This is a genomic window from Maribacter confluentis, from assembly GCF_030505015.1.
Lineage (GTDB): Bacteria > Bacteroidota > Bacteroidia > Flavobacteriales > Flavobacteriaceae > Maribacter > Maribacter sedimenticola.
Genome location: NZ_JAUKUC010000004.1, coordinates 19,040 through 31,436 on the forward strand (window position 1 = coordinate 19,040; position 12,397 = coordinate 31,436).

Genomic DNA, 12,397 nt, shown 5'->3' on the forward strand with positions numbered 1-12,397 from the left:
ATTAAATATAAATTTCAACATACCAATTAATACAAATATCACACCTATAAATCATACAATATCATGTACCTTTTAGGAAAACAACTTCTATGGCAAACATTGAGAGTCAAATATTTGCATCATACCTTAGAAACCCCGATTTATATGATGAATTATATAATAGGGAAGGCAAAATTTCTGAGGTATATCAAAAATTATTCAATCTTTATGGAGAACATTCCATAAACGATTATATAAATCTGAACTCAAAGGCAAAATCCTCTTTCTTTAATCAAGGAATTACCTTTCAAGTGTACGATGACAAGACCGTACAGGAAAAAATTTTTCCTTTTGATTTGTTTCCGCGCATTATAGATGCCAATGAATGGGAAATCATAGAACAGGGCTCTATACAAAGAAGTAAAGCCTTAAATTTATTTTTATGGGACATTTATCACGACAAAAAAATTTTAAAGGATAAAATTGTTCCTTTGGACCTGATTACTTCATCCGCAAATTATCTGGATCAAATGAACGGGATCGATCCCCCCGGTGGTATTTACAACCATATTTCCGGAACGGATATCATTAAACATAAAGACGGTCAATATTATGTTTTGGAAGATAATATTAGATGCCCATCTGGTGTAAGCTATGTCATATGTAATAGAACAGCACTTAAAAAAGCCTTGTTTGGGGTATTTAACCATTATAAGACCCATGCGGTAACCAATTATGCAGAAAATCTATTGGAGCTTTTGGAAACTGTAAAACCAAATGGTGTTGACGTACCCAATTGTGTAGTAATAACTCCGGGAATGTACAATTCTGCCTTTTACGAACATTCATATTTGGCCAAGACTATGGGCGTTGAACTTGTTGAAGGTAGGGATCTTTTTGTGGAGAACGATTTTGTCTATATGAAGACCATTAAAGGTCCGGAAAAGGTAGATGTAATCTATAGAAGAATTGATGATCAATTCATTGACCCGTTGGAATTTAAACCGGATTCTTCCTTAGGGGTACCCGGTTTGTTCGCCGCATACAAAAAAGGAAATGTAACCTTAGCTAATGCACCGGGTACCGGGGTAGCAGATGATAAAGCGGTTTACACCTACATGCCACAGATTATAAAATATTATTTAAACGAGGAACCTATTTTAAATAATGTACATACCTACCATTGTAGTAGGCCAGATGAATTGAAATATGTGCTAGAGAACATACAGGAACTGGTCATTAAACCTGTGGACGAAGCGGGCGGTTATGGCATTTCCATTGGAAATAGACTGACCACGGACGAAATAGCGGAAGTAAGGAAGGTCATTAAGGATAATCCTCGCAAATACGTGGCGCAGCCCATCATGTCATTATCGGTACACCCTACCTATATAGATGAAACAGAATCTTTTGAACAAAGACATGTGGACCTAAGAACATTTACGGTTTTAGGTAAGGACAAGGAATTTGTATTAAAAGGAGGGTTAACACGTGTAGCGCTAAAAAGGGGGAATTTAATCGTAAACTCCTCTCAAGGTGGAGGATCAAAGGACACATGGGTTCTAAAAAAATAAAAACTATATGTTAGCAAGAGTAGCCAATAACCTTTTTTGGATGGGTCGTTATATAGAACGATCGGAACACATAGCACGGTATTTAAACGTAAACTATTTTTCTTCCTTGGATGCACCCAACCAAAAATCGCAAAATAGACAATTTGTACTCCGTTCCATGATGTTTATGGTTGGCAACCCAGTAAACGATGAAGATCAAATTTTAAATGAAGCCGATATTTTGTATAAAATAGGTCTTGATCCCAATTACAGTTTTTCAATTCTGAACAATGTAAAATACGCAAGGGAAAATGCAAATAGCGCTCGCGATTTAATATCAACGGAACTCTACGAAGCCATAAATAAGTTTTACCATTTTGTAATAAATTACCCTGCAGAGGTTTATGTTAAAAATGGCCTGCATGACTTCACCAATAATATTACGGAGATGACTGCGGTACTAAGAGGTAAAATAAGGGGAACTTTATTACATGATGCCACCTATGCTACTATTTTAATGGGGGTGAATATTGAAAGAGCCACCCAGATTACTCGTATGATAAATGCAAAATATAACGATGCCCTAATGGCACAAGGCAGTTATGGCGATAAATTCAGCAAGAGTTTTGAATGGACCACTTTATTAAAATGCGCAGAGTCATATGATATGATGCGTAGGTATTACAAAAAAGCACCAACAAGCATTTCAACGTTAGAATTTTTGATTTTAAATCCTAATTGTCCTAGATCGGTAATGAACGCGCTTAATCAAGTAAATGAACATGTAAAGGTATTGAACCCTGAAAAACGATATAACAAGGATTCTACAGCATTTTTAATTGGTAGGGTCAGGTCAGAATATGAGTTTAAATATATCGAAGAAATTGAGAATGATATAAAATCCTTTATTGAAAATATTCTGAACAGTTTGGATAAGATCAGTAATAAGGTAGATGCAGAGTTTTTTAATTATTAAACAGCACAAAACAAGTACCTTTGCCATGATGCCGAACAAATATGAAATTACCTATACCGCAGAAAATCATTATGACCATTGGGTATATGATGCATATTGGCAATTCCTTATTATACCCATGGAAAACCAAAGTCAATTTGGTGTTGAAATAGAATTTTATAATTCACTTTACGCAAATATTGAGTATTCTACCAATGGCTATGGTTTTAAAACCATAAGAATACACCCTAAAAAGAAGTTTGACAACATATCCTTCAAAGCCAATTTTGAATTTTTCAAGAAAGAAGAAAATCCATTTAACTTTCCATTAGATCTGGATATTTTAAAAGGTTACAAAATGCTTGAAAAACTTGATTTTAAAATAAGTTTTGAACGTTTTTTGAAAGCCACTCAATTTACCCAATTGGAGAAAGCACATGAAACCATGTTTATCTTTGACCCCAAAACATCTATTTTTGACAATCTTCAAGCCCTTAACGACTGGACCTTTAAATTTATACAGTTTAAAACTGGTGTAACAGATGTTGACACTTTGCTGACGGAAATTGTGTCAATAAAACAAGGTGTTTGTCAAGATTTTACGCATTTGTTCTGTGCATTGGCCAGAAAAAACGGGGTTCCTACCCGGTACGTATCAGGTTACTTAAACCAGGGAAGCGGTTTTTTTGGCGATTCTCAGATGCATGCTTGGGCAGAAGCATATATTCCTGAAATTGGCTGGAAAGGTTTTGACCCTACCAATAATATTTTGGCGAACATTAATCATATTAAAGTCTGTCACGGCAAGGATTATAATGATTGCGCCCCATTAAAAGGTGTAGTATATTCACAAGGAAGAAACCAGACTTCGCATACGGTAACCGTTCAAAGTCAACAATAGGTATTGTAAAAATTACTTCCCAAAGTATATAAAAGAGTCTTACTTTTACCTAAAATTTAAATTTATGAACATTACTACAGACCACTACAAAGGTCTTATAGATCGCCTTGGTGCGTTAAGGAGGTATCTTTGACATTGATGCCAAATTAATAGAAATAGAGAATGAACAGGAAAAGACCTTGGCCCCAGATTTCTGGAACAATCCACAGGAGGCCCAGGCACATATGAAATATATCCAATCCAAAAAGCAATGGGTAGATGATTACAATGCAGCAGAAGCCATTATTGCAGAATTGGAGGTATTGATAGAATTTCATCAAGAAGGCGAGGTTTCTGAAGATGAGGTAGCTGATCAATATGAAAAAGCCCTTAATGTTCTTGAAAAAATGGAATTCAAGAATATGTTATCTGAAGAAGGTGATGAATTGCCTGCAGTCCTACAAATAACCGCAGGTGCCGGTGGTACCGAAAGTTGTGACTGGGCGGCAATGCTCATGCGTATGTATATGATGTGGGCAGAAAAAAATGGATTTAAGATCAAGGAGCTCAATTATCAAGAAGGAGATGTAGCCGGTATAAAGACCGTAACGTTGGAGATAGATGGAGAATTCGGCTTTGGTTGGCTTAAAGGAGAAAACGGTGTACATAGATTGGTGCGTATTTCCCCTTTTGATAGTAACGCAAAACGGCATACTTCTTTTGTATCCGTATATGTATACCCTTTGGTAGATGATAGCATTGAGGTGGATGTCAACCCAGCGGATATTACGATTACTACCGCAAGATCCAGTGGTGCAGGTGGTCAAAACGTAAACAAAGTGGAAACCAAAGTACAGCTAACCCACCACCCAACGGGAATTCAGATTTCATGTTCAGACAGTAGAAGCCAGCATGACAACAGGGCTACGGCAATGAAGATGCTCAAATCGCAATTATATGAAATAGAATTGCGTAAAAAAATGGAAGCCAGGCAAGAAATAGAATCGTCTAAAATGAAGATTGAATGGGGTTCGCAAATTAGAAATTATGTCATGCACCCTTATAAACTGGTAAAAGATGTGCGTACCGGGGAAGAAACCGGAAATATTGACGCCGTAATGGATGGTGATATAGATAGGTTCTTAAAAGCCTTTTTAATGATGATGGGCCAAAAAGAGGAAGAGTAACACTTTTAAGGTTTACTGATGTTTTCCTATATTGTAAATTAAGTATATATAGTAAAAATACCATGATTAAGATCTACCATAATCCCAGATGTAGAAAATCTAGGGAAGGCCTTGAAATTTTAGAAAATTCTGGCAAGAAATTTGAAGTAATTAGATATCTGGATGATGTCCCAACGAAGAAGGAACTTAAAGAAGTAATCAGCTGCCTGGACATTAAACCTATAAATTTGGTGAGGAAGTCAGAGTCAATTTGGAAGGAAAAATTTAAAAATAGACCATTGAGCGATGAAGAAATAATAGATGCAATGATATCCTATCCTAAACTAATAGAAAGGCCAATCGTTATTAAGAACAATAGTGCCGTTATTGGTAGACCACCAGAAAATATATCCAATCTAATTAATGGAGGTTTAAATAGACCGTAAATATCTTAACAAATAATTAACCAAACACGGTTAAACCTAATTGAAAAATTATAATCAAAGCACATGAAAAAAGTAGCAAAATTCAGTAGTCTTAAGTTCTTGATCTTACTGTCGGTTCTATTTGCAGGTAGCGAGCTATATGCCCAATACGGATATGGTAGCGGTTATGGTTACGGCTCTAGGGGTGGTTATGGTTATGGCAGACAAAGAAGTTCCATACCGCAAGCTCAGGAGACCCAAAAAGAACCAGAGCCCAAAACTGCAGAGGAATTGGTAGATGGTGAAATGCCTAGAATTACAGAAGCTCTTGGATTAAATGAATTTGAGCAGGCAGTTTTAAGTTCGGTACTTAAAAAATATGTACAAGAACGAATAGAAGCTCAAATATTAAAGCTTCCTCCAGAAAAAATGAGGGAAGTTTATGATAATATTACAAAAAGACAGGACGAGGAATTAAAGGCTGGACTACCGTTAGAAAAGTACGAAGCCTTTGTTGCTTTACAAAAAGATGGTGTATCAAAAACACTGAAGAAAAAAAAGAAAAAAACTAAACGAAAGAAACCTAAAAATTAATTTGATGAAAAAACTTTTTCCCTTACTCCTAATTTTAGCTTTACAACCAATATTTAGCCAAACACCTCAAGGAGAAAGGGGAAGAGGCAATGGACAGGGGCCACGAGACGCTACACCCATTAAAATTACAGGAAAAGTACTGGACAAGGAAAACGACATTCCCTTGGAGTATGCCACCCTTGTATTGCAAAGTGTGGAAAACCCTGATCAAATTTCGGGTGGAATAACCGATTTGGACGGTAATTTTAATGTAGAGGCCAAGCCTGGCAAATACAATATTTCCATAGAATATATTTCATATAAGACATACAGGTTACCCAACCAAACCTTGACAGCATCTACAGATCTTGGCACCATAAGACTTGCCTTGGACGTTGCTCAGTTAGATGCCGTAGAAGTGGTAGGTGAGAAAACGACGGTAGAGGTTCGTTTGGATAAAAAAATATACAATATAGGTAAAGACCTTACCAATAGTGGTGCTACGATTACGGACGCCCTTAACAATGTACCTTCTGTAGATGTAGATGTAGAAGGCGCCATTAGCCTAAGGGGTAACGAAAATGTACGTATCTTGATAAATGGTAAACCATCTGCATTGGCAGGCTTTGGTTCTACAGATGCCCTTACTCAACTACCTGCGGACGCTATAGAAAAAGTTGAAGTAATTACCAGTCCGTCTGCCCGGTATGATGCCGAAGGAACAGCCGGTATTTTGAACATAATTCTTAAAAAAGAAAAAACTTTAGGCTTCAACGGCTCGGTAAATACGACCATTGGATACCCTGTTAATAGTGGTATAACCGTGAATGCCAATTTACGTACAGATAAATTTAATATTTTCAATACTACAGGTTATAGCTATAGAGATGCCCCTGGAAATGCATTTTTTGACAACACCTATACGTCAGGTAGTTTTGATAGAATTATAGAGGATAGGGAATATAATAGAATGCGTAAAGGCTTTAATACCAACCTTGGTCTTGAATATTTTATAACCGAAGAATCCTCTATTACCGGTAGTGTTTTTTATAGAACATCAGACAGTGAGGATAGTACGGAAAATACCAATCAACGATTTATTGATAGTGCAATAAGCAGTGAAACTTTTAGGACGGAGGATGAAACTGAAGATGATGAAAACTACCAATTCTCACTTAATTATGTGAATAACTTAGATGATGATGGTCAAAAATTAACGGTAGACCTTCAATACTCCAAAGGTGAAGAAACTAAATTTTCTATTATAGAAGAAAACAACACGGTACCTAACCAAAATTTGCTAGTACTTGAAAATGTATATGAGATTGAATCTGAAAACGAATATTTGGTACAAGCGGATTATGTATTGCCAATGGGTGATTCCCAATTTGAGGTCGGATATAGGGGCACGTTTGAAGAAGATGTAACGGATTATAGATTAGATTCCCTAAATCAATCTACCAATCAATTTGATATCAATGAAAATTTAACCAACATGTTCACCTATACAGAAAACGTAAATGCCCTGTATACACAATACGGTAATAAATTTGGAAAGTTTTCATTTCTTTTAGGCTTGCGTTTAGAGAATACCCAGCTAAAAGGTCAATTGGATTCTGAATTTGACACTACAGAATTGGAAGAGCAATTAGGTGTTGATGTAGATGTTAATTTCGATAAAAATTATTTAGGCCTGTTCCCTACCCTGAACTTTATTCTAGAAATTGCCGAAAATGAAAATATTTCGTTGGGTTATAATAGAAGGATAAATAGGCCTAGAGGTTGGTTTGTAAATCCTTTTCCTTCGCGTTCAAGTAGAACCAATATTTTTCAAGGTAACCCAGATTTAAATCCAGCATTTTCCAACGCTTTTGACCTAGGCTATCTAAAACGATGGGATAAGCTAACATTGACCTCATCTATTTATTACCAAAGAGAAACCGACTCATTTGAGAGAGTACAGGAAGAAACGGGACAAACTACTACAGATGGTATAGAAATCATTAGGTCCATTCCTATAAACCTTTCTACAAATGACAGAATAGGTCTTGAGGCAGGTATGATGTATAACCCCACTAAGTGGTTACGCTTAAACTCTAGCTTTAACTTCTTTCAATTTTCTACAGAAGGTATGTTCAATGGTATTGATTATGGTGCCAACAATACAAGTTGGTTTGCCAGATTTAGCTCAAAAGTATCTTTACCATCTAAAATAGATTGGCAAACAAATGCTTTTTATAGAGGTCCGTCACAAAATGCTCAGACAGAAAGCAAGGGTATATTTTCTTTGAACCTAGCTTTTAGTAAGGACATTTTAGATGATAACGGAACCATATCTATGAATGTAAGCGATTTATTGAACTCAAGAAAAAGAAGGTCTTTTACAGAAACCGAGTTCTTTACTTCTGAGAGTGAATTTCAATGGAGAAGAAGACAAATTACCTTAGGGTTTGTATATCGATTTAATCAACCTAAAGAAAGGAATAGAAACGGGCGAGGCAATGGTCCCGGTGAAGGTGGCGAAGAAGAAATTGAAGGTTAATAAAATTTATAGATATAAAAAAAGAAGCCAATTGGCTTCTTTTTTTGTTTTAATATATTGTATCTCTAAGCCTCTCTTGCAGCCTTCTTTTTATCGCGTCTTTCTTTTAGCAATTCAATAATGTTTCCACCTAACCAGTAAGGGACAACAAATAATAACAAAAACATCATCAGCCAAAAACCAATGGTCAATATGGTTAAAAAAGCTAAAAATCCTAAATATTGGTCAAATTCAAACATATCTTATTCCTTATATTTTACAAAGATACCATAATCGAATTATTTTTTGCAAACGTTAAGCGAAATAAATTTCAGTATTACTAACAATCTTGTCACCATTAAAATAAATGTATACCTTATTTTTGAAGTCAATTAATCAAATTAACCTAAGATTCAATAAAATATAAATATCATGGAGTTTAGAATCGAGAAAGATACCATGGGTAACGTAGAGGTACCTAAGGATAAATATTGGGGCGCACAGACAGAGCGTTCACGAAATAATTTTAAAATAGGCCCTACTGCATCTATGCCGTTAGATATAGTTTATGGCTTTGCCTATTTAAAAAAATCCGCAGCATATGCCAATTGTGAACTTGGCGTCCTAGCGGTCGAAAAAAGAGATTTAATCGCACAAGTCTGCGATGAAATTTTAAAAGGTAAACATGATGACCAGTTTCCTTTGGTTATTTGGCAAACAGGTTCTGGAACACAAAGTAATATGAACGTCAATGAAGTTATTGCCAATAGGGCCCATGAAATTGCCGGTAAAGTCATTGGAGAAGGCGATAAGACTATCCAACCTAATGATGATGTCAACAAATCGCAGTCCTCTAATGATACCTTCCCTACCGGTATGCATATTGCAGCCTATAAAAAAATTGTGGAGGTTACCATACCAGGAGTAACTCAATTAAGGGATACCTTACAGAAGAAGTCCAAAGAATTTAAGGATGTGGTCAAGATTGGGCGAACCCATTTAATGGATGCAACTCCCCTAACCCTTGGCCAAGAATTTTCAGGTTATGTATCTCAATTGGACCATGGCTTAAAAGCTTTAAAAAACACCTTATCCCATTTAAGTGAGCTGGCTCTTGGAGGCACTGCTGTTGGTACCGGACTCAATACACCGGAAGGATATGATGTTCTTGTAGCCAAATACATTGCCGAATTTACGGGAATGCCATTTATTACCGCAGAAAATAAGTTTGAGGCACTAGCCGCCCATGATGCCATAGTTGAAAGCCATGGTGCTTTAAAACAGCTTGCCGTATCCTTGAACAAAATAGCGAACGATATAAGGATGATGGCCTCAGGTCCCCGTTCTGGAATTGGTGAAATTATAATTCCCGCCAACGAACCTGGCAGTTCTATAATGCCGGGAAAAGTGAATCCTACACAGTGTGAAGCTTTGACAATGGTGTGTGCTCAGGTAATGGGTAATGATGTGGCAATTAGTGTTGGCGGAACCCAAGGACATTATGAGTTAAATGTATTTAAGCCTATGATGGCGGCAAACATTTTACAATCTGCACAATTGATCGGTGATGCTTGTGTAAGTTTTGAGGAACACTGTGCGGCCGGTATAGAGCCCAATCATGAAGTTATAAAACAATTATTGAACAATTCGTTAATGTTGGTAACTGCATTAAATACCAAGATTGGATATTATAAAGCTGCAGAAATTGCAAACACTGCCCATAAAAACGGGACTACATTAAAAGAGGAAGCAGTAAATCTGGGCTATGTAAGTGCAGAGGATTATGATAACTGGGTTAAACCGGAAAATATGGTGGGCAGTTTAAAGAAATAAGCAGAACACCCTCTTAAATACAAAAAGGCGACCAAATTGGTCGCCTTTTTTATTTTTTTGAAGAAATTTTATTTTAAAACAAATTTAGAAGTTCCCAATAATTTCAATTGGTCATCATATACGTTCACCATATAATTACCATCCTTAAAATCTCCGGCAGGCTTATTAATGTAATCACACACATCCAAAGATTTGTTTTCAAAATAAAAATTGGTCTGTTTGCTATACGTAACGGAAGCACCATTATCATTAGTCTGGGAATTACTACCACCTAAAACATTGCCCTGTGGATCCAACACTTCTAAATAAAATGTTCTATCACCAGCTTGTGCAATAATATTATCGGCAACAGTAAAACAGATTTTAAATTTATCCGTAGCCCTTGCACGTTGGGTTGAGACCAATTTACCGCTATTTCTTTCCTTAACTGCATCTACATTAAATTTAGATAAGTTCAAAGCAGAACCTTTTTCAACAACTTGGGCCAAGTTGGTATTCTGTACTACTAATGAATCATTGAAAACAGTTTGTTTTTCCAACTCTACATAAGTACTATCTCTTTGCATTGCGATCATTGAGTTAGATCTTGTTAAAGAATCAACCTGCTTTAATAATTGCTCTCTCTCCGCTTTCAATACACTTACTTGTCTTCTATATCTTGACAAGGAACTAATATCAGCCTTCATCGTTTTAACAGAGTCAATATATTTTGCAATATTGTCCCTTGCACTTACCAACTCCTCATTAGTAGCATTGCTTTCCAATATAGCTTTGTCATATTCAGATTTTAAGCTATTTAAATCTTCGACTACCAATTCCTTTTCTTTAGAAAGAACAACTTCTGTCTTTTTCTTATCTTGATAAAGACTAACTGTGTAAATGATAGTTCCTAAAAGCACAACGCCTAAAAGGGCGGTTAAAACTTTTAAACCATTGTTATTTTTTGTTTCGGTCATAATTGTAAATTTAATAAAGTGTCTGTTTGTTAAGGTTATATACGAGTGGTTTTAAAATTTAGACTTTTTAAACGTTAAATTAATTTGGGATAAAATCCTCAAACCCTAATGAATCGTCTATCTTAGAGCTAATTTAACAAATAAATATCTACTGTGTTAACAATAGTAGCATTACCATTAAAAAATGTTCATAATTTTACGATTTTAAAGAGGGTTCCCTACAATAAGAGACATACTTTAATCATACAAAACTGAATTTTATAACAGCAATATATTACAGACCGGAAATGCAAATAACAATTTAAATACTATATGATGATAACTAAAAATTTACTTTTAATGGTATTGGCCTCCATCCTTATAATAGGATGTAAGGAAGATAAAAAACAGCCCAATACCAGTTCAGATACTATTGAGGAAGATGTGTCACAATCTACAGGTACAATAGAAAGGAATGTGCAAATAATTCCTATTGAACATGCTACAGCGGTTATTGAATGGGGAGAAACTACAATTTATATTGACCCAACAGGTGGTGCCGCTGCTTTTGAAGGGCAAAAGAAACCAGATATAATTTTAGTTACAGATATTCATGGCGACCATTTTAATTTAGAAACATTGGAAGCCCTAGATACTTCTTCCGCAACCTTTGTAGTGCCTCAAGCCGTAGCGGATGATATGCCAGAGCAATATGCCCAGCAATTGGAAATATTGAACAATGGGGAAAATAAAGAGCTTTACCAAGTAGGTATAGAAGCTATACCAATGTACAATTTAAGGGAAGAGGCCAAAAACTTTCATGTAAAGGGACGTGGAAATGGATATGTGCTTACATTGGATGATCAACGTATCTATTTCTCTGGTGATACAGAGGATATTCCTGAAATGCGCTCATTAAAAAATATTGACAAGGCCTTTATCTGCATGAACCTACCTTACACCATGACCGAGGAAAGTGCCGCCGCTGCAGTATTGGATTTCAAACCAAAACAAGTCTATCCTTACCATTATAGAGGTAGACCGGACGTTAGTGATGTAGAAAAATTTAAAAATTTGGTAAATGCAGCCAATCAAGATATTGAAGTTGTACAATTGGATTGGTACCCTAACGAGGAATATTAGAAAAACGACATTCTAAAAACCAAAAAGCCCGCAATTGCGGGCTTTTTGTTATCTAATAAGTTTTTTGTATTTGATTCGCTTTGGCATTAAATCCCCTCCAAGTCGTTTTTTCTTGTTCTCTTCATAATCTGAAAAAGAGCCCTCAAAAAAGTAAACTTGGGAATTACCTTCAAAAGCCAAAATATGTGTACAGATACGATCTAAGAACCATCTATCGTGCGAAATAACTACAGCACATCCTGCAAAATTCTCCAAACCTTCTTCTAAGGCACGAAGCGTATTTACATCCAAGTCGTTGGTAGGCTCATCCAATAATAGCACGTTGCCTTCTTCCTTGAGTGTCATGGCCAAGTGTAAGCGGTTACGCTCACCACCGGATAACATACTAACCTTTTTATTTTGTCACTTCCAGAGAAATTGAACCTACTTAAATA

General features: G+C 36.0%; 11 protein-coding genes and 1 pseudogene. 9 read left to right on the plus strand and 3 right to left on the minus strand.

What is annotated here, in order from left to right; all coding sequences use genetic code 11:
• Positions 1 to 89: 89 nt before the first annotated feature.
• The 7 genes from Q2T41_RS19545 to Q2T41_RS19575 all read left to right on the plus strand — a co-directional run bounded on the left by Q2T41_RS19545 (position 90) and on the right by Q2T41_RS19575 (position 8,073).
• Complete coding sequence (locus Q2T41_RS19545) at positions 90 to 1,553, plus strand: circularly permuted type 2 ATP-grasp protein (RefSeq protein WP_304437517.1); 1,464 nt, start codon at positions 90 to 92, stop codon at positions 1,551 to 1,553.
• 7 nt (positions 1,554 to 1,560) lie between these two features.
• Entirely contained in the window at positions 1,561 to 2,508 is a 948-nt protein-coding gene (locus Q2T41_RS19550) for an alpha-E domain-containing protein (protein ID WP_144800257.1), read from the plus strand.
• Positions 2,509 to 2,533: 25 nt separating this feature from the next.
• Positions 2,534 to 3,388: a transglutaminase-like domain-containing protein gene (locus tag Q2T41_RS19555; RefSeq protein WP_304437088.1), complete on the plus strand. Its 855-nt coding sequence runs from the start codon at positions 2,534 to 2,536 to the stop codon at positions 3,386 to 3,388.
• A gap of 64 nt (positions 3,389 to 3,452) precedes the next feature.
• Positions 3,453 to 4,554, plus strand: a protein-coding gene (gene prfB, locus Q2T41_RS19560) for a peptide chain release factor 2 (protein ID WP_245838943.1) whose coding sequence is annotated in 2 segments (ribosomal slippage) — positions 3,453 to 3,518 and positions 3,520 to 4,554 — 1,101 coding nt in all. Because the reading frame shifts where the segments join, the coding sequence is not laid out codon by codon here.
• Positions 4,555 to 4,616: 62 nt separating this feature from the next.
• Entirely contained in the window at positions 4,617 to 4,979 is a 363-nt protein-coding gene (gene arsC / locus Q2T41_RS19565) for an arsenate reductase (glutaredoxin) (RefSeq protein ID WP_304437087.1), read from the plus strand.
• 63 nt (positions 4,980 to 5,042) lie between these two features.
• Positions 5,043 to 5,552, plus strand: a complete 510-nt coding sequence (locus Q2T41_RS19570; RefSeq protein ID WP_179213204.1) for a hypothetical protein — start codon at positions 5,043 to 5,045, stop codon at positions 5,550 to 5,552.
• Positions 5,553 to 5,556: 4 nt separating this feature from the next.
• Positions 5,557 to 8,073 carry a TonB-dependent receptor gene (locus Q2T41_RS19575; RefSeq protein ID WP_144800255.1) on the plus strand — a complete coding sequence of 839 codons (2,517 nt, stop codon included), beginning with the start codon at positions 5,557 to 5,559 and terminating at the stop codon, positions 8,071 to 8,073.
• 65 nt (positions 8,074 to 8,138) lie between these two features.
• On the opposite strand, the gene Q2T41_RS19580 is transcribed toward Q2T41_RS19575, so the two are convergent.
• Positions 8,139 to 8,312 (minus strand): hypothetical protein, encoded by a 174-nt coding sequence (locus Q2T41_RS19580; protein WP_186435509.1) that lies wholly within the window; start codon positions 8,310 to 8,312, stop codon positions 8,139 to 8,141.
• Positions 8,313 to 8,484: 172 nt separating this feature from the next.
• Here Q2T41_RS19580 and fumC point away from each other — a divergent pair, with 172 nt between their 5' ends.
• Positions 8,485 to 9,885, plus strand: coding sequence for a class II fumarate hydratase (fumC, locus tag Q2T41_RS19585; RefSeq protein WP_304437086.1), 1,401 nt, complete (start codon positions 8,485 to 8,487; stop codon positions 9,883 to 9,885).
• Between the two features lie 68 nt (positions 9,886 to 9,953).
• Here the strand turns inward: fumC and Q2T41_RS19590 are convergent, their stop codons facing one another.
• Positions 9,954 to 10,841, minus strand: coding sequence for a DUF8428 domain-containing protein (locus tag Q2T41_RS19590; RefSeq protein ID WP_304437085.1), 888 nt, complete (start codon positions 10,839 to 10,841; stop codon positions 9,954 to 9,956).
• A 312-nt stretch (positions 10,842 to 11,153) separates the two neighbouring features.
• Here Q2T41_RS19590 and Q2T41_RS19595 point away from each other — a divergent pair, with 312 nt between their 5' ends.
• On the plus strand, positions 11,154 to 11,963 hold the full coding sequence (locus Q2T41_RS19595; protein WP_367186897.1) for an MBL fold metallo-hydrolase: 810 nt from the start codon (positions 11,154 to 11,156) through the stop codon (positions 11,961 to 11,963).
• 48 nt (positions 11,964 to 12,011) lie between these two features.
• Here the strand turns inward: Q2T41_RS19595 and Q2T41_RS19600 are convergent.
• A pseudogene (locus Q2T41_RS19600) lies at positions 12,012 to 12,397 on the minus strand (ATP-binding cassette domain-containing protein); the annotation flags it as partial.

Bases quoted from the DNA above. Each gene is read 5' to 3' on its own strand.
- Q2T41_RS19590 (WP_304437085.1), bottom strand. From the start codon at position 10,841: ATGACCGAAACAAAAAATAACAATGGTTTAAAAGTTTTAACCGCCCTT.
- fumC (WP_304437086.1), top strand. From the start codon at position 8,485: ATGGAGTTTAGAATCGAGAAAGATACCATGGGTAACGTAGAGGTACCT.
- Q2T41_RS19550 (WP_144800257.1), top strand. From the start codon at position 1,561: ATGTTAGCAAGAGTAGCCAATAACCTTTTTTGGATGGGTCGTTATATA.
- Q2T41_RS19555 (WP_304437088.1), top strand. From the start codon at position 2,534: ATGATGCCGAACAAATATGAAATTACCTATACCGCAGAAAATCATTAT.
- Q2T41_RS19575 (WP_144800255.1), top strand. From the start codon at position 5,557: ATGAAAAAACTTTTTCCCTTACTCCTAATTTTAGCTTTACAACCAATA.
- Q2T41_RS19580 (WP_186435509.1), bottom strand. From the start codon at position 8,312: ATGTTTGAATTTGACCAATATTTAGGATTTTTAGCTTTTTTAACCATA.
- Q2T41_RS19595 (WP_367186897.1), top strand. From the start codon at position 11,154: ATGATGATAACTAAAAATTTACTTTTAATGGTATTGGCCTCCATCCTT.
- Q2T41_RS19570 (WP_179213204.1), top strand. From the start codon at position 5,043: ATGAAAAAAGTAGCAAAATTCAGTAGTCTTAAGTTCTTGATCTTACTG.
- arsC (WP_304437087.1), top strand. From the start codon at position 4,617: ATGATTAAGATCTACCATAATCCCAGATGTAGAAAATCTAGGGAAGGC.
- Q2T41_RS19545 (WP_304437517.1), top strand. From the start codon at position 90: ATGGCAAACATTGAGAGTCAAATATTTGCATCATACCTTAGAAACCCC.